Origin of the sequence: Pseudomonas sp. QTF5, from assembly GCF_000512695.2 — a bacterium.
Lineage (GTDB): Bacteria > Pseudomonadota > Gammaproteobacteria > Pseudomonadales > Pseudomonadaceae > Aquipseudomonas.
Genome location: NZ_AZRW02000019.1, coordinates 62,184 through 84,034, shown reverse-complemented (window position 1 = coordinate 84,034; position 21,851 = coordinate 62,184). Strand labels below are relative to the sequence as shown.

Below are 21,851 nucleotides of genomic sequence, written 5' to 3'. Positions count from 1 at the left end.
GGCGCCAGATGAAAACCCTCATTAAAACAGCCTGCAAAAAACATGCAACACTACTGACATCGACGATAGCCACGATAATAACGCTAAAGATCATAGCACTAGCACCGCCATTGCTTTTGGGGAAAGTGGTCGACGCGCTAAGCGCAGACAACCATGAAACAATTAATACACTACTATCTCTAACAGCGGCCTTTGCTATCGCTGGGTGCATCCAGGCGGTCGTTAATCCACTACAGATCTTCCTTTTATCCAAACTGGTGCAACAAGTTGTAATGAATGCCTCAATTGACTGGATTGCGCAACTCTTGCGCAAGGAATTCCTCCAGTTCAATTCCTGGCGCATCGGCCACTTTATAAAATCTGTAGAGCGCGGAATTACAGCGCATGAACAACTACTCACCTTCTTCGTGACCGTCGGATTTCCTTTGTGTCTGGAATTCCTGATCGTCGGAGGTGCTTTTGTTTATATGGGTGGCACAGGCATTTTCTTTTCGATGACTGCCCTCGGCGTCATCTACCTGTGCGTTGCTCATCGGATTATCAGATGGCGCCGAAAACACATTGATGCTGTCAACGAGCAAGAGGACGAACTAAGCGCTCTTCTGTTCAACACGCTGAATACAGGTAAATCGATAAAACTCGAAGGTGCGGAACTCACGGCAGCTCAGCCGTTGAACCGGGCTTTTGCGCAATACGCCAAAGCGGCCGTCACCGTGGCAAGCTCCGGCGGTTTCTTGAGTGGGTCAAAAGTTTTGTTTATGAGCCTTGCCACTGGAGGACTGCTTGGGTGGGGAGTCCTTGACCAGCTGTCTGGCGAGCCAAGTATCACTGTCGGGCAACTGGTCGCCATATTTTCCATTGCGGGCAGTTTTTTACTCAACATCACTGCGTTGACCGAAGGCTACCGGGTGCTGGACCAATTCCTCGCGGATCAACGTCGGCTCCAGCAACTATTGTCGTTGCCAAATTTTGATGACGATAACCGACAGGGCAACTCCATGCCCACGCAGAATTCGACACTGATGCTCGAACCCTGCGTTTTGACCGACGATGGGGTCCGCCGACTGTCCATCAAGAACGCCATCACGTTCAACCAAGGCGACTCGGTCGCCATCACCGGCCCAAGCGGCGCGGGAAAATCCACCCTGCTGCAAGTACTGGCGGGATTGAACGCTCCAGTAAGAAGGCACTTGAGCATTGATCACACACCGATATCCAGCCTGTCCGCCAAAACCCACTTGAGACTCCTCAGGTATTGCCCGCAGTCACCTCAGTTTCTGGAGGGAAGCTTTGACCGGTCAGTGCTGTTCGGCGTCGCCCCATCGCCAGACCTGAACCAGGCAATAACACGACTCAAACTCGAAGACATCGTCTCCAATCGCCACCTCACGGAAAACGCATCGAATATTTCAGGCGGCGAAGCTAAACGTCTGTCATTGCTGCGCCTGATCAACCGACCAGGCCGGTTCAACCTGTTCGACGAGCCCAGCGCATCGATCGAACCGAAGCTGGCCGACCCTGTGTGGGACTTGCTGTTCGACACTTTTGCCGAGCGCGGTCTAATTTGTGTCACCCATGATGTCCACCATTTGTATCGCTTTGATCGAGTCATTGTGATGCATGAAGGCGTGATTATTGGCGACGGTAGATGGTGCGATTTGGCCAACAAGACGGCAATCAATTCACTCCTGAGCGACCTTCAGCCTGAGGTGGGCGTTTAGTGTGCAAGCTCGTCCATTTGGATCACATGCTCCCAAAACAACCCGCCCCCCCTGTGGGAGCGGACTTGCTCGCGATGAGTTCGGATCAGGTACCGCCCCCCTCCTTACGAAAAATTAGACAATTGCTCTAATCATTTCCCGCACTTTGCACAAAATGCCGTTAGTCGCCGCCCCCCGCGATGGATTAAAGTAACGCCCCCAGCCCTGGCGTTATTCGAACGTCTTCGGCCACCCTTTCCAGGAACAGTCAATCGATGGAACATCGTGAAGCGCTGCTTGCGCTGCGAACCTTTCTTTCAACGCAGATTCTCGGCCAGGAAAAACTCATCGAGCGCTTGCTCATCGCCCTGCTCGCCGACGGCCACATGCTGGTCGAGGGAGCCCCGGGGCTGGCCAAGACCAAGGCCATCAAAGAGCTCGCCGAAGGCATCGAAGCCCAGTTCCATCGCATCCAGTTCACCCCCGACCTGCTGCCGGCCGACATCACCGGTACGGAAATCTATCGCCCGGAAACCGGCAGCTTCGTGTTCCAGCAAGGCCCGATTTTCCACAATCTGGTGCTGGCGGACGAAATCAACCGTGCTCCGGCCAAGGTCCAGTCGGCCCTGCTCGAAGCCATGGGCGAACGTCAGGTCAGCGTCGGGCGCAGCACGTACGATCTGTCGCCGCTGTTTCTGGTCATGGCCACGCAAAACCCTATCGAGCAGGAAGGCACCTACCCGCTGCCCGAAGCCCAGCTCGACCGGTTCCTGATGCATGTGAAAATCGGCTTCCCTGACGCCACCGTCGAACGGCGGATTCTGCAACAGGCTCGCGGCGAAGCGTTGCACGGCGAAACCAAGCCTGAGCGCCGGGTCAGCCAGCAGGCAATTTTCGCCGCGCGCAAGGAGATCCTCGGGTTGTACATGGCCGACGCCGTGGAGGAATACCTGGTGCAACTGGTCATGGCCACGCGCATCCCGGCCAAGTTCGACCCGGAAATGGCCGAATGGATCGCCTACGGCGCCAGCCCGCGTGGCTCCATCGCCCTCGACCGTTGCGCCCGGGCCCACGCCTGGCTCGCCGGTCGCGACTTCGTCAGCCCGGAAGACATTCAAGCGGTGCTGTTCGATGTGTTGCGCCACCGGATCATTCTTTCCTTTGAAGCCGAAGCTGCTGGCATCGACCAGGACCGGGTGGTCCAGCGGATTCTCGACGTCGTAGCCGTCGCTTGACCCCGATGAACTCCCTCCTGCCCCCCGAGCCGGGCATCCGTATCAGCCTCGCCGAGCTGATCGAGATGCGCCATCGCGTGCGTGAAGTACAGCTGTTTTCCACGCCGAGCCAGCGCAGCCCGCTGATCGGCCTGCACCACTCCAAACTGCGCGGGCGCGGGGTGGACTTCGATCAGGTGCGGGTCTATCAGGCCGGTGATGATGTGCGAAGCATCGACTGGCGCGTCACCGCCCGGACCCAGGAGCCTCATACCAAGCTATTCCATGAAGAACGCGAGCGGCCGATTTTCATCATGGTCGAACAGAGCCGCCGGCTGTTTTTCGGCTCGGGGCTGATGTTCAAATCGGTACTTGCCGCCCAGGCAGCGAGCCTGATTGGCTGGGCCGCGCTGGGCCATAACGACCGGGTCGGCGGGCTGGTGTTCGGCGACGACGAGCACTACGAGATCAAACCGCGACGCAGCAAGCAGAGCCTGCTGCAATTGCTCAATCGGCTGGTGCGGGTCAATCAGTCGCTGCACACCGAACGCGAGCCGGACCGCGACGCCTTCGGCATTGCCCTGCGCCGCACCCGGGAAGTGTTGCGCCCCGGCAGCCTGGTGATCGTGATCTGCGACGAACGCGCCTTGTCCGACAGCGCCGAACAGCAGCTGAGTCTGTTGTCGCGCCATTGCGACCTGTTGCTGCTGCCCGTGTCGGATCCGCTGGATCACGCCCTGCCCGCCGCCGGCTTGCTTCGTTTTGCCGAGCGCGGGGCGCAACTGGAACTCGACACGTTGAATTTCGATTTGCGCCAAGCCTATCGCGCACAAGCTGAAGCACGTATCGCCCGCTGGGAACTGCTGGCGCAGAAACTGCGGGTATTGCTGATGCCGTTGAGCACCCAAAGCGAAATGGTCGAGCAACTGCGCGAATACCTGAATCCGCAACGTCCGGGGAAAAGTCGATGAGCAGCGTCGATCAACTGCAACCGCTGATTTCCCCGCCACCGATCGGCTTCTGGCCGCCGGCGCCGGGCTGGTGGCTGCTGCTGTTGTTGCTGCCGCTGATCGGTTTCAGCCTGTGGCAGTTGCGCCGCTTCATTCCGAACAAGCGCCCCATTGTCCGCGCCGAACAACCGCTGGACCCGGTGCGCCTCGCCGCCCTGGCCGAACTCGCCCGGATGCCCAAGCCCTACGACGGCGCCCCGGCGGGAGCCTGGCTGCAGCAACTCAACGGATTGCTCAAACGTCTGTGCCGCAACCATTACCCCTACAGCCAGAGCCACACCCTTAACGGGCGCAAATGGCTGGCGTTCCTTGATAACCGCTGCCCGGCCGCCGGCCTCACGCGCTGGATGGTGCTGGTGGAAGGCGCCTACAAACCCGAATGCAAACTCGACGACAAGGCCATCGCTGGCCTGACTCAAGCCGTTGACACCTGGATTCGCAAACATGTTTGAGTTCGCCTGGCCGTGGATCTTCGCCCTGCTGCCACTGCCCTGGGTGATGCGGGTGCTGCTGCCGGTGGCCGACAGCGGCGAACCGGCGCTCAAAGTCAGCTTCCTCAACGACCTCGAAGGCCTGGCCCGCCGTCGCGCCCGGGCGAATTTGCCAGCGTGGCGTCAGCAAGCCCCGTTCATTTTACTGTGGCTGTTTTTGCTGATCGCCGCGGCGCGCCCGCAATGGCTCGGCGACCCCCTGCCGGTTGCCGCCAGTGGCCGCGATCTGCTGGTGGCGGTGGACGTGTCCGGCTCCATGGACTTTCCCGACATGCAGTGGCAAGGCGAAGACGTCAGCCGACTGTCGCTGGTGCAACATTTGCTCGGTGATTTTCTTGAAAGTCGCGACGGTGACCGGGTCGGCTTGATCCTGTTCGGCAGCCAGGCCTATCTGCAAGCGCCGCTGACCTTCGACCGACACACCGTTCGCGTGTGGCTCGACGAAGCGCGGATCGGCATCGCCGGCAAGAACACCGCGATTGGCGATGCCATCGGCCTGGCCCTCAAACGCCTGCGTCAACGCCCGGCACAAAGCCGTGTGCTGATTCTGGTCACCGATGGCGCCAACAATGGCGGCGAAATCGATCCGCTGACCGCCGCACGCCTGGCGGCCACAGAAGGCGTGAAAATCTACCCTATCGGTATCGGCGCCGATCCGGAGCAAAGTGGCACCCTGGGATTTCTGGGCGTCAACCCGAGCCTGGACCTCGACGAACCGGCCTTGAAAGCCATCGCCCAAGCCACCGGTGGCCAATACTTCCGCGCCCACGACGGCGAGGAACTGCAGGCGATCAAGCGCACCCTCGACAAACTGGAACCGGTGACCCAGCAACCCACGCAGGCCCGCCCGGCCCAAGCGTTGTATCACTGGCCTTTGGCGATGGCGTTGCTGTTGAGCCTGCTGCTGGTTGTGCGCGTGCGTTGGCCGGATAACCCGTTGCAACGGCTGTTAACCAAGGAGCTGTTTACCAAAGAGCGGTTTGTGCAAACGCAACGGCCCGACTGGCGTCAGCGACTCAAACGCCTGCGTCTGCGGAGGCGCCGATGATTGCGCTCTGGCCGCACTGGTTCCGCCCTTGGTGGCTGCTGTTGTTGCCGTTGCTGGGCTGGCTGCTCTGGCAACTCTGGCACCGGCAGAAACGCGCCGGCCGCTGGCAAATGATTCTGCCGCCGGCCTTCCATGCCGCGCTGCTCAGTGGTGGCAGCGGTCGCGAGAGCAAACTGCCGTGGGTTGCTCTGGGCCTGGCTTGGGTGCTGACCGTGCTGGCCCTGCTGGGGCCGAGCTGGCAGCGCGTCGAGCAAACCGGTCAGAAACCCGCTGATCCGCTGGTGATATTGCTTGAACTGACCCCGGAAATGCTCGCCACCGACGTGGCGCCGAACAGACTGGAACAGGCCCGGCGCAAACTGTTCGACCTGTTGCAAAACCGCAGCGATGCGCAGACCGCAATCGTCGTCTACGCCGGCAGTGCCCACACCTTGGTGCCGCTATCGGATGACCTGTCGACCAGCCGCAACCTGCTGGATGCGCTCAAGCCTTCGCTGATGCCCCAGGCCGGTCATCGTGCCGATCTGGCGGTGGCCAAGGCCTTGGCGCTGCTGGATCAGGGCGCCCTCGGCCAGGGTCGGATCCTGCTGATCGGTTCGTCGCTGACAGAACAGGAACGCCAAGGGATTCGTCAGGTGCTGGACGACAGGTCCACGCCATTTCTGATGCTCGGTATCGGCACCGCCGAAGGTGCGCCGGTCGCGCAGGACGACGGCAGCTTCCTCAAGGACGACCAAGGCGCGATTCTGCTGCCGCACCTGGACGGTCCCAGCCTGAAAGCCTTTGCCAACGGCTTGGGCGGACGTTATCGCCAGGCGCGTCTGGACGATGCCGACCTGCGCGGCCTTGGCCTGCTCGATGGCCCACGGGATCTGCGCAACGACGGCCAGACACTACGCCTCGACACCTGGGCCGATCAGGGTTACTGGCTGCTGCTGCCGCTGTTATTACTGGCCGCCTGTGCCGGGCGCCGTGGCTGGCTGTTCTGCCTGCCGCTGTTGTTCCTGCTGCCGCAACCGAGTCATGCCTTCGATTTCGAAGACTTGTGGCTGCGTCCCGACCAGCAGGGCCTGCATTTGCTCAAACAAAAGCGTCCGGCTGAAGCCGTGGAACATTTCGAAGATCCGCAATGGCAAGGCGTGGCGCTTTATGAAGCCGGCGACTACAGTGGCGCCGCCCAGCGGTTTGCCCAAGGCAGCGATGCCCACGCCCACTACAATCGGGGTAATGCCCTGGCCAAAAGCGGTGAGCTGGAAGCCGCGCTGGACGCTTACGATCAAGCGCTGGAACGTCAACCGGATCTGCGCCCGGCCTTGACCAACAAGGCGCTGGTGGAAAGTCTGCTCAAACAGAAAACCTCAGTGCCACCCGTCGAGCCGGATAAAACCGCCGATGGAGAAACCGAAACCATCACCCAGGAAACGCCGCCGGGCAGCGCCACCCAACCCAGCAATGGCGAACCGAAAACCGACGCCCAGCAGACCACTCCGGACGCCGAGCAGCCGCCCACGACGCCACCGCAACCGGGCGCCAATGAAGTCCCAGGCAGCGAGTTGGGGGATGAGCAAAGCACCACGCCACCGCGGCGCCCGGCCAGCGACATGCTCGAAGGCGAACAGCGCCAGGCGCTGGAACAATGGCTGCGCAAGATCCCGGATGACCCCGGCGAATTGCTCAGACGCAAATTCTGGTACGAACAGCAACAACATCAGGATCAGGAAAAAACTCGATGACCCGCTTCACCGCTTTCTTGCTCGCATTGTTGCCCGCCCTGTTGCTCTGCACCGTTCAGGCCCAGGCTGCGGAACTGGTCGCCAGCGTCGATCGCAGCCGCCTGAATTCCGGCGAGACGGTCGAACTGACCCTGGAAACCAGCGACGTGACCCAGTTCGGTAAACCCGATCTGACCCCGCTGGAGCCGCTGTTCGACGTGCGCGGCACCCGTCAGGTCAACCAATTGAACACCCTCAATGGCGATACCCAAGCGACCACCCGCTGGATCATCACCCTGCTGCCCCGGCAAAACGGCAGCGTGGTGATTCCACCTCTGCAACTGGGCGATGTCCAAAGCCAGCCGATTACCGTGCAGGTAATCGAGAGCGAAACCCAGGACAGCAGCAACACACTCGCGCCGGTATTCATCGAGGCCAGTCTCGACCAGAACAGCGTCTATGTGCAGGCTCAGGTGATCCTGACCTTGCGCATCTACCATTCGGTGTCGCTGTATGACGACAGCAGCCTGACCCCGTTGCAGATTCCCGATGCGCGCATCGAACAGCTAGGCGAGTCGCGCACCTACGAAAAAGTCATCAACGGATTGCGCCATGGCGTGATTGAAATGCGCTACGCGATCTACCCGCAGCACAGCGGTGAATTGACTATTCCAGCGCAGATGTTCAGCGCCACACTGGTCGATACCCTGCCGTCCCAGGACTCAACACCTCCAGGGCCGAAGCCGGGCAAGCTGATGCGCGTCAAATCCGCCGAGATCCCGTTGACGGTCAAGGCCAAACCCGGCACGTACCCGGCCGATGTTCCATGGCTGCCGGCCCGCAGCTTGAGCCTGAGCGAAAGCTGGAGCCCGGAACCGGATCTTGCGCAGGTCGGCGATTCGCTGACCCGCAGCCTGACCTTGAACGCCGAAGGCCTCGCCAGTTCGCAACTGCCACCGTTGCCCGCCACGGAGATCAACGGCCTGCGGCGCTACCCGGATCAACCGGTGCTGGGCAACCAGAGCAGTGAGCGCGGCTTGATCGGCAGTCGCGAGGACCGTGAAGCCCTGGTGCCGACCCGCACCGGCAACATTGAATTGCCGAGCGTTGAAGTGGTCTGGTGGAACACCTTCGAGGATCACCTGGAACACAGCAGCCTGCCGGCCCGCACACTACAAGTGGCGAGCAATCCGAGCCTGATCGTCGATACTCCGACGGGCAGCCCGCAGGTGATGTCCGGCGCCAACAACGAAGCCCTCTGGTGGTGGAAACTCAGCACTGTGATTCTGGCCTGCACCACCCTGCTGGGCTTCGGCCTCTGGTGGCGCGCCCGCTGGCAACCGGCGATCCTGCGTGCCGCGCAAACCGGCCCGAGCCCACGCACCTTGCTCGACGACCTCAAACGCGCCTGCCAGGCCAACGACTCCCACGCTACCCGCCAAGCCCTCGACGCCTGGGCCCGACAACAACCGGAGACCCTGGCCGACATGGCCGCGCGCTTCGTACCCTTGTCCGATGCCCTCGACGGTCTGAACGGCGCGCTGTACAGCGAAACCGGCCAGTATTGGCAGGGCGAAGATCTCTGGCGCGCGATTCGCGCGATCCCGACGGCCGAGGGGGTTCAAGACTTGGTCGGCGACACCGGGTTGCCACCGCTTTATCCGAAATAATCACCTCGCCACAGGTCTTTGGTTCGATCAGATCCATCGCGCCATCCCATGTGTTTGCCAGTAAACTCTCCCCTCTTTAGTCGCCACCATTTTCCTCGCGACCATCACCTTATTTCCTACGGAGTACGCCTTGCGTCTGTTTCACACCTCCGACTGGCACCTTGGGCAGAACCTGCACGGCCAGGAGCGCGATTTCGAGCACGCCTGTTTTCTTGACTGGCTGCTGCGCCAGATGAAACTCGACCAGCCCGATGTGCTGCTGATCGCCGGCGATATCTTTGACACGGTCAACCCGCCGGTCAAAGCCCAGGAACGCCTCTACGATTTCATCGTCAGCGCCCATGAGCAGCAGCCGTTGCTGACCATCGTGATGATCGCCGGCAACCATGACTCCGGCTCGCGGATCGAACTGCCTGCGCCGTTGATGCGGCGCTTGCGCACTCACGCCCTCGGTCGCGTGCTGTGGCTCGATGACGGTCAACTGGATGCCGAACGCCTGTTGTTGCCGTTGCCTGATGTCAGCGGCGAAATTGCCGCCTGGTGCCTGGCGCTGCCGTTCCTGCGCCCAGCCGAAGTGACCGGTGCGCAGTTGGGCGACAACTATTTGCGCGGTATCGGCCAGGTTCATGAATGGCTGATCGAAGCGGCCAACGCCAAGCGCAAGCCGGGTCAGGCACTGATCGCCATCAGCCATGCGCACATGGCCGGCGGTTCGGTGTCGGAAGATTCCGAGCGCAGCTTGATCATTGGTAACGCCGAAGCCCTGCCCGCCAGTCTGTTCGGGCCGAGCATCAGCTATGTCGCCCTTGGGCATTTGCACAAACCGCAGAAGGTCAACGGTGAAGAGCGCATCCGCTACTGCGGCTCGCCAATTCCGCTGTCATTTTCCGAAATCGGTTATCAACATCAGATTCTCGATATCCAGCTCGATGGCGAAACCCTCGTCAGCATCGAACCAAAACTGATTCCCCGAGCAGTCAATCTGCAACGCCTCGGCTCCGCGCCGTTGGCGGAGATCCTGCTGCAGCTGGCCGACCTGCCCAACATCGACCTGCTCGCCGACATCCAGCGCCAGCCGTGGCTGGAAGTGCGGGTCCGTCTCGACGAACCGCAACCGGACCTGCGCCATCAAGTGGAAACAGCGCTGCAAGGCAAGGCTGTGCGGCTGGTGCGAATTGCCGCCGAATACGCAGGCAATGGCAGCAGCGACGGCGTCGATGACGGCACAACCTTGATCGAACTGGATCAGCTTTCGCCCCAGGAACTGTTCAGCCGCGCGTGGCAGGACAACTACGGCAGCGAGGTCGACGAGCAAACGCTCAAGGACTTCGCCGAGCTGTTGCAAGACGTGCAGATGGAGAGCGAACAGCCATGAAGATTCTCGCGATCCGCCTGAAGAACCTCGCCTCCCTGGCTGGGCCTTTTGAAATTGACTTCACCGCTGAACCCTTGGCGAGTGCCGGTCTATTTGCGATTACCGGGCCTACCGGTGCGGGCAAAAGCACGCTGCTCGACGCGCTGTGTCTGGCGCTGTTTGGCGCCGTGCCGCGGCTGAACAACGCTCAAGCGTCCGCCAAAACTCCGGACGCCGATGGTGAAATCAGCACTGGCGACCCGCGTACGCTGTTGCGTCGCGGCACCGGTGAAGGCTATGCAGAAGTGGATTTTGTTGGCATCGATGGCCGCCGCTATCGCGCTCGCTGGGAGGCCAATCGCGCCCGGGAAAAGGCCGGTGGCAAGCTGCAAGCCAGTCGTCAGAGCCTGCGCGACATCGATCAGGATCAACTGCTCGCCAGCCAGAAACTTGAATTCAAAAGCCAGATCGAGTCCGTACTGGGCCTGAATTTCGAACAGTTCACCCGCGCCGTAATGCTGGCCCAGAGCGAGTTCAGCGCCTTCCTCAAAGCTGACGACAACGACCGCAGCGAACTGCTGGAAAAGCTCACCGACACCGCGCTTTACACCCGTCTCGGTCGTCGGGCTTTTGACAAGACCAAAGAAGCTCGCGAAACCCACAAGCTGTTGCAGGACCAAGCCACCGGGGTCACGCCGCTGTCGCCGGAAGCCCGGGCCGAACTCGATGAGCGTTTCAACGACGCTCAGCAGCAACTCAAGACCCAACAGGCGCAGCTCAAACAGTTGGAGTTGCAACACACCTGGCTCAAGGACCTGCGCCAGTTGCAGGACGCGCAACACAGCGCCACCGAGCAACTGCACTCCGCCCAGCAACACTGGAACAGCCTCGCCGGCGAGCGCTTGAAACTGACCCGCCTGGAGCAACTGGCCCCGCAACGGCATCAGTTCGCACGCAAAACCGAACTCACCGCCCAGCTCACGCCGCTGGCGGCGCAGATTCAGCAACACACGCAACAGCAAAGCGATCTGACCGAGCGACAGACTCAACTCGAACAGAGCCTGAGCACCGCCCAAACGGCGCTGACCCAAGCGCAAAGCCAACACGCCTCCAGCGCGCCCCTGCTGCGTCAGGCCTTCGAAGAGCAAAGCACCCTCGCCCGTCTGGTCAAGGACGCCAGCCTCAGTGCCGACCTCAAGCAGCAGGCGGAACTGGCGTGCACTCAGGGCCAGGGGACGATTCAGGGTTTGCTCGACCAACAGAAACAGGTCGCCGAACGGTTGCAGCGAATTGCCGGTGAGCTTGAGCAAAGCATCCACCTGGCGCCGCTGAGCGATGCCTGGAACGCCTACCGCGATCGCCTGCAACAACTGATGCTGATCGGTAATCGCCTGAACAAGGGCCAGACTGAACTCGCCGCCCTGGAGCAAAGCGCCGCCCGCGCCGCCGAGGAATTGGCCACCCAGCGCCAGAGCCTTGAGGTGCTGTACAAAGAGGCCGGCGCCGAGCCCGAAGCGGTGGCCGAGCAGATTCAGATCCTCGGCAGCCTGCTGCAGGACAACCGCAAGCAACTGCGGGCCTTTGAAGAGTTGACGCGACTGTGGGCCAGCCAGCAGGAACTGGACAAGCGCGGCGCCGAGCTGCAGCAGCGACAACTCGCCGCCCAGCAAGACCGCGATCGTCTGACCCAGGATGGCGTGAAGACCAAGGCAGAACTGAGCGTCGCCGAACAGACCCTGACCGTCACCCGCGAACTGCTGGAGCGTCAGCGTTTGGCGCGCAGTGCCAGTGTCGAAGAACTGCGTGCGCAGTTGCAGGACGATCAGCCGTGCCCGGTTTGTGGCAGCCCGGACCATCCTTATCATCAGCCTGAAGCCTTGCTGCAAAGCCTCGGCCGGCATGATGAAAGCGAACAGGCCAACGCTCAGAAAGCAGTGGACCTGCTCAAGGAAAAACTCACCGATCTGCGCGCCGAAGTCGGCGGTTTGATTGCTCAGCAAAAGGAATTGCTGCAACAGCAAGAACAGCTCGCGACTCAGCAACAAAGCCTGGCGCCGAGTCTGGAAGCGCATCCTTTGTCCGCTCAACTGTTGGCCCAGGACGGAAGCAAACGCGATACCTGGCTAACCCAACAAAGCAGCCAGTTGAACCAGAGCATCACGCAGGATGAACAACGGCAAACCGCCCTGCTCACCCTGCAGCAGGACGCCGCACGCCTTGCGCAACAACTGCGCAGCGCCGAAACGGCGAACCAACAGGCAACCCAACACCTGATCAACCAGCAACGCGAGTTGAGCAGCGATAGTAAACGCCTGGACGATGAGCTGGCGGCGTTCAGCACCCTGCTCCCGGCCGACACGCTGGAGGCCTTGCGCAACGAACCCGCCGCGACCTTCATGCAGCTCGACCGGCAGATCGCCCAGCGTCTGGAACAACTTGACCAGCAGCGCGATGAACTCGGCGAACAGCAACAACGTCAGCAGACGCTGGAGAAAGAACAGGACCGCCAGCAGACTCGCATTCAGCAACAGGAAGCTGCGCAGCAGCAGTTCACGGCGCTGGCCGGGCAGCAACAGGCTTGCCAGGAAAAACTGACGCAACTGCTGGGCGAACACGCCAGCGCCGAACAATGGCAGCAGCAACTGGATCAGGCCGTCGAACAGGCGCGCACTGCCGAAGCGACGGCCAATCAGGAATTGCAAACCGTGCGCACACGGCTAGTGCAATTGGCCGCTGAACTCAAAGCGCAGCAGGAGCGTTCGCAGGCGCTGGAAATCGAAGACCGCGAGTTGAGCGGCAAAATTGCCGACTGGCGCGCGCAGCATCCAGAGCTGGATGACGGCGGACTGGAAGATCTGTTGAGCGTCGACGACCAACACGTCAGCGAACTGCGTCAACGATTGCAGCAGAGCGAAAAAGCCATCGAGCAAGCCAAGGTGCTATTGCAGGAGCGGGATAAGCGCTTGCTCGATCATCAGGCGCAGCACAACGGCAATCTCGATACCGAACAACTGACCACGGCACTGGCCGAGCTGCAAAACCTGTCCGCCGCCAGCGAACATCGCTGCGCCGAATTGCGCGCAGAACAGACCGAGGATCAGCGTCGACAGAATGCCAATCAGGCACTGGCGCAACAGATTGCCGACGCCTACACCGAGTACCAGCGCTGGGCGCGATTGAATGCGCTGATCGGTTCGGCCACCGGCGACACCTTCCGCAAGATCGCCCAGGCCTACAACCTCGACCTGCTGGTGCATCACGCCAACGTCCAGTTGCGGCAACTGGTGCGACGCTATCGCCTGAAACGTGGTGGCAGCATGCTCGGGTTATTGGTGATGGACACCGAGATGGGTGATGAACTGCGCTCGGTGCATTCGCTGTCCGGCGGCGAGACGTTCCTGGTGTCGCTGGCGCTGGCGCTCGGTTTGGCGTCGATGGCGTCGAGCACGCTGAAAATCGAATCGCTATTCATCGACGAAGGCTTCGGCAGCCTCGATCCGGAATCCCTGCAACTGGCCATGGACGCCCTCGACGGTCTGCAAGCGCAGGGCCGCAAGGTCGCGGTGATTTCCCACGTGCAGGAAATGCATGAACGGATTCCGGTGCAGATTCAAGTCCACCGCCAAGGTAACGGCCTGAGTACGCTGGAGGTGAAATGAATACGCTGTATTCATTCCGCCGCTGCCCCTACGCCATGCGCGCACGCATGGCGCTGCGTTATTCAGGGGTTGCGGTGAATATCGTCGAGGTCAGTCTCAAGGCCAAGCCTGCCGAAATGCTCGCACTGTCGAGCAAAGGCACAGTGCCGGTGCTGAGTGTGGATGGGCGGGTGATCGATGAGAGCCTGGAAATCATGCGCTGGGCACTGGCGCAGAACGATCCGCAGGACTGGTTGCTCAAGGATGATCCGCAAGGACAGCAACGCAGCACCGCACTGATCGAAGAGAACGATCAAGTGTTCAAGGTGCATCTGAATCACTACAAGTACGCCGAACGTTATCCCGAGCAGCCGATGGCGTTTTACCGCGCCGAGGGCGAGGTATTCTTGCGCAAGCTGGATGAGTCGCTGGAGGGGCGTGACTACTTGCTGGCCGGGCATCCGAGCCTGACGGATGTCGCCCTGATGCCATTCATACGGCAATTCGCCCACGTGGATCGCGAGTGGTTCGGGCAGACGCCTTATGTGCGATTGCAGGCGTGGTTGCAGCGCCTCATCGAGTCAGACCTGTTCACCGGTGTGATGCAGAAATAACACCGCGCACTTGTGGCGAGGGAGCTTGCTCCCGCTCGGCTGCGTAGCAGTCGTAGATCAGCTGATGAAGGCTGTCTGAAACAATGAAGTGGCAGGTTTTGGGGCTGCTGCGCACCCCAGCGGGAGCAAGCTCCCTCGCCACATTAGGGTGGGGGTTCATGCCAATACTGCGCACATCCCCAACGCCGAGCAATCCACCTGGAACGGCCCGAAGAATTCGCCATTGAATTTGATCGGCGGATTACCCACCAACAGTTCCAGAGCCTTGGCCGTCTGAATGTTGTGGGCGATGTTGTGGTTGCATTCGATGGCCCGCGCCACCGACCCCGCCGAGCCCTGCCCGATCCCCAACAAAGAAGCACCATTGGTCATGAACGCCAGGAAGGCAATGACCCAGAGTTTGCGTCCTTTCATGCCCCCACCACTCCCGCCACGTCGGCATGATCGACCCTTAGGTTTTGCGCGCGGTGTTCGAATTGGATGGCGGGATAAGCGACCTGGATCGGTGCTTGAAGACTTTGTTGCGATTGAGCCGATAGGCTGATGACCAACACCATGGCCACGTAAAGACCGATGGCCAGGTAGGCGCCGTATTTGGCAGAAGTGATGATTGCGCTGGCCATGGTGTTCTCCGTGGGCATGTTTCAGTGCCCACAGAATCGATCAAAAAACAGAGGATAACTAGCGACCTTTATGCATAGTAGCTATCAGTTTTATTGATCATGAATCCAGCGTGTTTCAATCCTCGATGAAGCTCATCAAGCGCTCGCGGGCCGCCTCCGGCTCGCTGGGAACGGGCTCGGCGGCCGATAGAATCGGGGTGGAATAGAGAAACAGGAGAACTACTGCCAGACGCATCGCCATGCTGTCGATCCTTTTAGAGAAGGAGTCAAAAAATCAGCGTCAAATTTAAACTAATGGCTATGTGATATCAATCAATACATTGATGGCAATATGATGCTGTCGTAAACGCGTTATGCAGGAGCGGCATCACTTGGGGGCTTTTCGATGCGTTACAGCTCGATCGGCAAGTGACTTCGCTTCTGCATAAAAGGTGCAGGGCTTACATTTCAGTGTTGGATTTTGTGATCCAGCGCGGCGTAGAAGTTGGCGCTCTGTTGCAGGTATTTCTGGGTGTAGCTTTGGGTGTGGGATTTTTTGTCGCTGATTTCAACGTTGGCATTGGCGGGCAGTGCAACAGTGGCGGAGATAGCGGAAGCGGCGATCACGGAGAAGAGATTGAAGTTCATGGCGGTGTTCCTCGATTCAGTTGGCTTGCTTGCCCGATGGGGCCGTGAACCAAACTTAACTCCCGAGGGTCGGCGCCTTGAAATGCTTTGTAGCATTAGCCGATATCAGTCTCATTAATAGAAGGTTGCAGGCCCCATTAACCGGGGCCTGCGGTTTATTGACGCACCAGAAACTTGAGGTCGCTGGGGGCATCCATCGGCAGTTTCTGCACGGTTTTACCCAACAGACCGGTCTTGGCATCACGCTCGACGACAACAATCTGGTGGCTCTTCTGGTTGGCAATCAGCACGAACTTGCCACTTGGGTCGAGGCTGAACTCGCGCGGGTGATCACCGTCCACCGAGCGGCGCTGAAGCTCTTTCAAGTGCCCGGTCGCCGGGTCGATGGCGAACACCAGCAACTGATTGGTGGTGCCACGGTTGCTGACGTAAAGGAACTTGCCATCGGCCGAGGCGTGAAGCGCAGCCGCAGCTTTGCCCGATGTGGGCAGACCTGCCGCCAGATCGACCAACTGCGTTTGCTCAAGCTTGCCGTCCCGGTAATCGAACACCGCGACTTGCGCGCTCATTTCCAGGGTCAGCCAGGCGTGTTTGCCATCGGCGCTGAACAGCAAGTGTCGCGGCCCGCTGCCGGGTGGCAACTGGACGGACGCCGGTTTGGCGGCGGTCAACGGCCGTTCCGGGTTGGCCTTGGGATCGAAGCGATAGACGAAGATCTTGTCCGCCCCCAGGTCGTTGGAAAACACGTACTGGCCATCCGGCGATGAAACCACCGAATGCACGTGCGCCGACTTCTGCCGCTCGGGGTTGACCCGGCTGGACGGATGACTGCTCATCTGCACCACCGGTTTGAGCGTGCCATCGGCGCCCACTGGTAACACCGCCAGGGTGCCGCCCGGGTCCTCAGCCACCGAGTAGTTGCTGACAAATACGTGACTGGCGTCGCCGCTGACGCTCGAGTGCGTCGGCTCGTTGCCCAGGGTTTGCACCTGACTGATCAGGCTCAACTCATGGGTCTTGGGGTCGATCGCATAGCTGCTGACACGCCCTACCGGATCGGCCTGACCCGGGCCGTTTTCGTTGACCGCGAACAGGCGCTGTTGATCCTTGGACACGGTCAGCCAGGACGGGTTGGCGCTCTTCACCACTTGCAGGGGGTTGGCGTCGATCTGCCCGGTGCGGCTGTCGAAGTTCAGACGATAAATCCCCTGACTCTGGCCGGCGGTGTAGGAGCCCACCAGCAATTCGTAACTGTCGACCGGGGCCGCTTGCACGCCCATTGCGCCAACGCTGCCGGCCATCAACAGTGGCCAGAAGTTACGCATCCTCATTCGTTTCGTCCTCGTCGTCACCGCCGCCGAACGCTTCCAGGGGCACCAACCGGTGCTCGCCGGAATCGCCGGTAATGATCCAGCTCTTCAAGCCGGGATCGAAAGTCGCCGCCGCGATCTGCGCCATGCTGAACTCCCAGCGCTTGAGCGCCCGACCGTCCATGCATTCGATGTGCAGGTTATCGTCTTCATCGAGGGAGAAATCGAAAGCGTGCAGCCCGTCGATCTCCAGCATGTCGCAGTGTTCGAGGGCTTCGATCAAGGTGTTGGTTACGGCAGTCATGGCAGTCAATCTTTGAATGGGAAAGTGGCAATGATAGCTCATGCACTAAAGGATCGTTCCACTCGACCCTGTGGGAGCGGGCTTGCTCGCGAAGACGGCGGCACATCCAACATCGCAGTGACTGTCAGATTGCTTTCGCGAGCAAGCCCGCTCCCACAATGAGCCAGTGCCGATCACAACATTCGCGAACGGCACCGAACACCTGTGGGAGCGGGCTTGCTCGCGAAGGGGCCGCCACATTCAACATCAATGGTGACTGACACTCCGCCTTCGCGAGCAAGCCCGCTCCCACAGGGATGGTGATCGGCCGTTAGAGTGCGTCGCGCGATGGCTTGCCATCCACCAGGCGCTGGATGCGCAGCGGATTGCCATTTTTCAGTGCTTCCGGCAGCAGGCTGTCGGGGTAGTTCTGGAAGCACACCGGACGCAGGAAACGGTCGATGCCCAGGGTGCCCACCGAAGTGCCGCGCGCATCGGAAGTCGCCGGATAAGGCCCGCCATGGACCATCGCGTCGCAGACTTCCACGCCCGTCGGATAGCCGTTGAGCAGGATCCGTCCGACCTTCTGTTCCAGCAACGCCGTCAGCTCGCCGAATTGTTCGAAGTCCGCCGGCTCGCCGATAATGGTCGCCGTCAGCTGCCCATGTAAACCGTTCAACGCAGCACTGAGTTGCGCCTGATCCGCCACTTCGACGAACACCGTGGTCGGGCCGAACACTTCCTCTTGCAGCACTTCATCGCCATCGAGCAACAGGCTGACATCGGCCTTGAACAGTTGCGGTTGCGCCTGATTGCCTTGTTGCGGACTGCCCGCCAAATGCTCGATCTTCGGATGCGCGAGAAGCTTCTGCAGGCCCTTGCCGTAGCTGCTCAACGTACCGGCATTGAGCATGGTTTGCGCCGGCTGATCGCCAATCAGCCCCGCCACTTGCTGCACAAACGCACTGAACTGCGGCGAACGAATGCCGATCACCAACCCCGGATTGGTACAGAACTGACCACAACCCTGCACCACCGAAGCCGTAAGGTCACGGGCGATGCTTTCAGCACGAACTTGCAGCGCTTGAGGCAACACGATCACCGGGTTGATGCTCGACATCTCGGCAAACACCGGTATCGGTTGCACCCGTGCCGCGGCCATGTCGCACAGCGCACGGCCACCCTTCAGAGAGCCGGTAAAACCGACCGCCTGAATCGCCGGGTGCTTGACCAGCGCTTCACCCACCCCGCCGCCGTAGATCATGTTGAACACACCGGCCGGCATGGCGGTTTTCTCGGCGGCGCGGATCACGGCGTCAGCCACCCATTCAGCGGTTGCCATGTGGCCGCTGTGCGCCTTGAACACCACCGGACAACCGGCGGCCAATGCCGAAGCGGTGTCGCCGCCAGCGGTAGAGAATGCCAACGGAAAGTTACTCGCGCCAAACACGGCGACCGGCCCTAGGCCGATGCGGTACTGACGCAGATCCGGACGCGGCAATGGCGTACGTTCAGGCAGCGCGCGATCAATCCGCGCCCCATAAAAATCACCGCGCCGCAGCACCTTGGCGAACAGACGCATCTGGCCGCTGGTGCGCCCACGCTCACCTTGAATACGACCGGCCGGCAGCGCGGTTTCGCGGCAGACCACGGCCACGAACTCATCACCCAGGGCGTCCAGTTCATCGGCAATCGCATCGAGGAATTGCGCACGCCGTTCGGCGCTCAGGCTGCGATAGGCCGGATAAGCAGCGGCGGCAGCCTTCGCGGCGGCGTCGACTTCTTCAAGGGTGGCCTGATAGAAATCGTGGGGCAAAGCCTCGCCAGTGCTGGCGTCGACGCTCTGGAGTTTGACGGTGCCGGTAGCGCTGCGCTGACCGCCAATGTAGTTGTGACCAAGAATCCGGGTCATGGGTGTCTCCTTAAAGTGTGCCGACGGTGCCGGGTTCGAACGCCGCTTCAACGGGCTCAATGCCGTTGATCAAGGGCGCGCCGAACTCGGCCTGACTGATCTCGAACACATCACCCGGTCGGGTGCGGATGCCGTCAGCGAAAGACAGGGTCGCGGTGCCGAAAAAGTGAATGTGCACATCGCCGGGGCGAAGAAACTGGCTGTACTTGAAATGGTGGTACTCGAGGTTTTCCAGGCTGTGGCACATGTTCGCTTCGCCACTGAGGAACTCGTTCTGCCATAGCACTTCACCCTCGCGCAGGATGCGGCTGGTGCCAGCCAGATGCCGGGGCAATTCGCCGACCCGAAGCTCCGGGCCATAGCTGCAACTGCGCAATTTCGAATGGGCCAGATATAGGTAATTCTTGCGCTCCATCACATGATCGGAGAACTCGTTGCCCACCGCGAAACCGAGGCGATACGGTTTGCCGTCGTGACCAATCACATAGAGACCGCTGAGCTCGGGTTCCTCCCCGGCATCTTCGGCGAAGGGAGGCAGCGGGAACGGTTTGCCCGGTCGCACAACGATGCTGCCGTCACCCTTGTAGAACCACTCCGGTTGCACGCCAGCCTGGCCGGTCGCGGGCTGACCGCCCTCCACGCCCCACTTGAAGATGCGCATGGTGTCAGTCATGGCGGTTTCGTCGCCGACCTGCTGATGCATTTTGTCCCGGGCCGAAGCGCTGCCCAAATGGGTCAGGCCGGTGCCGCTGACCAGCATGTGCGCCGGGTCCGGGTGATCCAGCGGTGGGAGGATTTGCAGATTGGCCAGCAGCGCTGAATAGTCATGGCTGATGCCCAGTCCCAGGGTTTGAACCTGCTGCTCAAGATTGACACCCGCCTCGATCGCCGCCAGCGCCAGATCGCGCACCGTGCACGCATCCTGCACTTCGCGCACCAGGTCGTCTTCGACCACGCCGACACGACGCTCGCCGTTACTCAATTCGAACTGAACTAAACGCATGATTTTCTCCTGTAAAACAATTCTTCAAAACACCGCAGGACCCATGTGGGAGCGGGCTTGCTCGCGAAGAGGCCATCACATTCAACATCACCGGTGACTGACACGACGCCTTCGCGAGCAAGTCGGATCGCCGCACCGCCGCTCCCACATTTGAATTGTGTTGACCTCAGGTACGGGTAGCCCCACGCGCACTGGCCGCAAATTCATCGGTCGGCAGCACGTGTTTACGCTCCAGCAGCCGATAAACCACACCCGTCAGGACCAGGCCGAACACCATCACGCAAGACAAGAAGTACAACCCCGACGCCAGATTGCCCGTGTATTCCTTCAGCGCGCCGATCACGAACGGACCGATGTAGCCGCCGAGGTTGCCCACCGAGTTGATCAACGCGATCCCCGCTGCCGCACTGGCACCGGCAAAGAAACGACCCGGCAAGGTCCAGAACACCGCGGTGCAGGAAAACAGCGCGAACGCCACCAGGCACAGCGCCGCCAATTGCAGCACCGGCACCGTCAGCCAAGCGCTGAGGAACAGACCAATGGCGCCCAACACATACAGCACCGCCAAATGACCGTAGCGATCATTCAAGCGATCTGAGCTGCGCGGAATAATCAGCAAACCGATGATCCCGAAGATGTACGGCACCGATGACACAAACCCGGTCACCAGGTCAGTGCCACCGAACTGCTTGATCAACGTCGGCAACCACAAACCGAGACCGTAGATGCTCAACGTCACCGGCAGATAGAACAGCGCCAGCAGCAACACGCGTTTGTCCTTCAACGCGTGCAGCGGATTGCCGTGGCGGGTCTGGCCGTACACCTCCAGGTCTTTTTTCAGTTCGCCGGCCAGCCAGTCTTTCTCGGCCTGATCCATCCATTTCACCTGTTGCGGGCCGTCCGGCAGGTAACGCAGCACCGGCCAGGTCAGCAGGATCGCCGGAGTACCGATGACGATGAACAACCACTGCCAACCGTGCAGCCCAAGAATCCCGTCCATGCCGAGCAAGCCGCCGGACACCGGGCCGGTGATCATCATCGCGATGGGTTGGGAAAGGATGAACAACCCGAGGATCTTGCCGCGATGGCGAATCGGGAACCATTGGGTGATGTAGTACAGAACGCCCGGGAAGAACCCGGCTTCGGCAGCGCCGAGCAGAAAGCGCATCACATAGAAGCTGTTCGGTCCCTGGACGAACGCCATGCCGATGGTGATGGCACCCCAGGTGACCATGATCCGCGCGAACCAGCGTCGGGCGCCGAAGCGATCGAGCATCAGGTTGCTGGGGATTTCCAGCAGGAAATAGCCAATGAAGAACAGCCCGGCGCCAAGGCCGTAAGCCGCATCACCCAGGCCGATGTCGGCGCCCATGTGCAGCTTGGCGAAACCTACCGCGGAGCGATCCACATAGGCGATCAGGTACAGCAGGATCAGGAAGGGAATCAGTTTCAGCGTGATGCGACGAATAAGCCGCAATTCCTGGCTCATGAGTTCGGTCTCCGATTGTTGTTGTTATAGAACCTCGGGGGACGCCTCTCGCAGAAAACCGCCAGGGCCATCCCTCCGCTGAAAACGACTATATAGTAATACTATTTAACCAACAACACTTCCAAACAGCCGAAATTGCGCTTATGTTACGCC

Annotated in this window: 19 protein-coding genes; 10 read left to right on the top strand and 9 right to left on the bottom strand. The window is 60.5% G+C overall.

What is annotated here, in order from left to right:
* Positions 1 to 8: 8 nt before the first annotated feature.
* The 10 genes from IC37_RS16540 to IC37_RS16495 all read left to right on the top strand — a co-directional run bounded on the left by IC37_RS16540 (position 9) and on the right by IC37_RS16495 (position 14,451).
* The gene (locus tag IC37_RS16540) at positions 9 to 1,721 is read left to right on the top strand and encodes an ATP-binding cassette domain-containing protein (RefSeq protein ID WP_030130488.1); all 1,713 of its coding nucleotides are present in this window, start codon (positions 9 to 11) and stop codon (positions 1,719 to 1,721) included.
* A gap of 254 nt (positions 1,722 to 1,975) precedes the next feature.
* Positions 1,976 to 2,935, top strand: a complete 960-nt coding sequence (locus IC37_RS16535) for a MoxR family ATPase (protein WP_008067939.1) — start codon at positions 1,976 to 1,978, stop codon at positions 2,933 to 2,935.
* A 5-nt stretch (positions 2,936 to 2,940) separates the two neighbouring features.
* Positions 2,941 to 3,885 carry a DUF58 domain-containing protein gene (locus IC37_RS16530; protein ID WP_030130489.1) on the top strand — a complete coding sequence of 315 codons (945 nt, stop codon included), beginning with the start codon at positions 2,941 to 2,943 and terminating at the stop codon, positions 3,883 to 3,885.
* Positions 3,882 to 4,376, top strand: coding sequence for a DUF4381 domain-containing protein (locus IC37_RS16525; protein ID WP_030130490.1), 495 nt, complete (start codon positions 3,882 to 3,884; stop codon positions 4,374 to 4,376). Before IC37_RS16530 ends, IC37_RS16525 begins: the two co-directional genes overlap by 4 nt.
* The gene (locus IC37_RS16520) at positions 4,369 to 5,463 is read left to right on the top strand and encodes a VWA domain-containing protein (RefSeq protein WP_030130491.1); all 1,095 of its coding nucleotides are present in this window, start codon (positions 4,369 to 4,371) and stop codon (positions 5,461 to 5,463) included. The genes IC37_RS16525 and IC37_RS16520 overlap by 8 nt, the downstream gene beginning before the upstream one ends.
* Positions 5,460 to 7,196 carry a tetratricopeptide repeat protein gene (locus IC37_RS16515; protein WP_030130492.1) on the top strand — a complete coding sequence of 579 codons (1,737 nt, stop codon included), beginning with the start codon at positions 5,460 to 5,462 and terminating at the stop codon, positions 7,194 to 7,196. Before IC37_RS16520 ends, IC37_RS16515 begins: the two co-directional genes overlap by 4 nt.
* Entirely contained in the window at positions 7,193 to 8,845 is a 1,653-nt protein-coding gene (locus IC37_RS16510; protein WP_030130493.1) for a BatD family protein, read from the top strand. Before IC37_RS16515 ends, IC37_RS16510 begins: the two co-directional genes overlap by 4 nt.
* A gap of 130 nt (positions 8,846 to 8,975) precedes the next feature.
* Positions 8,976 to 10,220 (top strand): exonuclease SbcCD subunit D C-terminal domain-containing protein, encoded by a 1,245-nt coding sequence (locus IC37_RS16505; RefSeq protein ID WP_030130494.1) that lies wholly within the window; start codon positions 8,976 to 8,978, stop codon positions 10,218 to 10,220.
* Positions 10,217 to 13,858 (top strand): AAA family ATPase, encoded by a 3,642-nt coding sequence (locus IC37_RS16500; RefSeq protein WP_030130495.1) that lies wholly within the window; start codon positions 10,217 to 10,219, stop codon positions 13,856 to 13,858. Before IC37_RS16505 ends, IC37_RS16500 begins: the two co-directional genes overlap by 4 nt.
* Complete coding sequence (locus IC37_RS16495; protein ID WP_030130496.1) at positions 13,855 to 14,451, top strand: glutathione S-transferase; 597 nt, start codon at positions 13,855 to 13,857, stop codon at positions 14,449 to 14,451. The genes IC37_RS16500 and IC37_RS16495 overlap by 4 nt, the downstream gene beginning before the upstream one ends.
* Positions 14,452 to 14,607: 156 nt before the next feature.
* On the opposite strand, the gene IC37_RS16490 is transcribed toward IC37_RS16495, so the two are convergent.
* From IC37_RS16490 to IC37_RS16455, 9 genes are all read right to left on the bottom strand, one after another.
* Positions 14,608 to 14,865, bottom strand: coding sequence for a hypothetical protein (locus tag IC37_RS16490; protein ID WP_030130497.1), 258 nt, complete (start codon positions 14,863 to 14,865; stop codon positions 14,608 to 14,610).
* Positions 14,862 to 15,074, bottom strand: coding sequence for a hypothetical protein (locus IC37_RS16485; protein WP_030130498.1), 213 nt, complete (start codon positions 15,072 to 15,074; stop codon positions 14,862 to 14,864). Before IC37_RS16485 ends, IC37_RS16490 begins: the two co-directional genes overlap by 4 nt.
* A 115-nt stretch (positions 15,075 to 15,189) precedes the next feature.
* Positions 15,190 to 15,315 carry a hypothetical protein gene (locus IC37_RS30560; protein WP_256580744.1) on the bottom strand — a complete coding sequence of 42 codons (126 nt, stop codon included), beginning with the start codon at positions 15,313 to 15,315 and terminating at the stop codon, positions 15,190 to 15,192.
* A gap of 206 nt (positions 15,316 to 15,521) precedes the next feature.
* Entirely contained in the window at positions 15,522 to 15,701 is a 180-nt protein-coding gene (locus IC37_RS16480) for a hypothetical protein (protein WP_030130499.1), read from the bottom strand.
* Positions 15,702 to 15,856: 155 nt separating this feature from the next.
* Positions 15,857 to 17,026: a lactonase family protein gene (locus IC37_RS16475; RefSeq protein WP_030130500.1), complete on the bottom strand. Its 1,170-nt coding sequence runs from the start codon at positions 17,024 to 17,026 to the stop codon at positions 15,857 to 15,859.
* Positions 17,019 to 17,315, bottom strand: coding sequence for a DUF5629 family protein (locus IC37_RS16470; RefSeq protein WP_030130501.1), 297 nt, complete (start codon positions 17,313 to 17,315; stop codon positions 17,019 to 17,021). The genes IC37_RS16475 and IC37_RS16470 overlap by 8 nt, the downstream gene beginning before the upstream one ends.
* 310 nt (positions 17,316 to 17,625) lie before the next feature.
* Entirely contained in the window at positions 17,626 to 19,206 is a 1,581-nt protein-coding gene (locus IC37_RS16465) for an aldehyde dehydrogenase (NADP(+)) (protein WP_030130502.1), read from the bottom strand.
* A 10-nt stretch (positions 19,207 to 19,216) separates the two neighbouring features.
* On the bottom strand, positions 19,217 to 20,209 hold the full coding sequence (gene araD1 / locus IC37_RS16460) for an AraD1 family protein (RefSeq protein WP_030130503.1): 993 nt from the start codon (positions 20,207 to 20,209) through the stop codon (positions 19,217 to 19,219).
* 166 nt (positions 20,210 to 20,375) lie between these two features.
* Positions 20,376 to 21,698 carry an MFS transporter gene (locus IC37_RS16455; protein WP_095920360.1) on the bottom strand — a complete coding sequence of 441 codons (1,323 nt, stop codon included), beginning with the start codon at positions 21,696 to 21,698 and terminating at the stop codon, positions 20,376 to 20,378.
* Between the last annotated feature and the right edge of the window lie 153 nt (positions 21,699 to 21,851).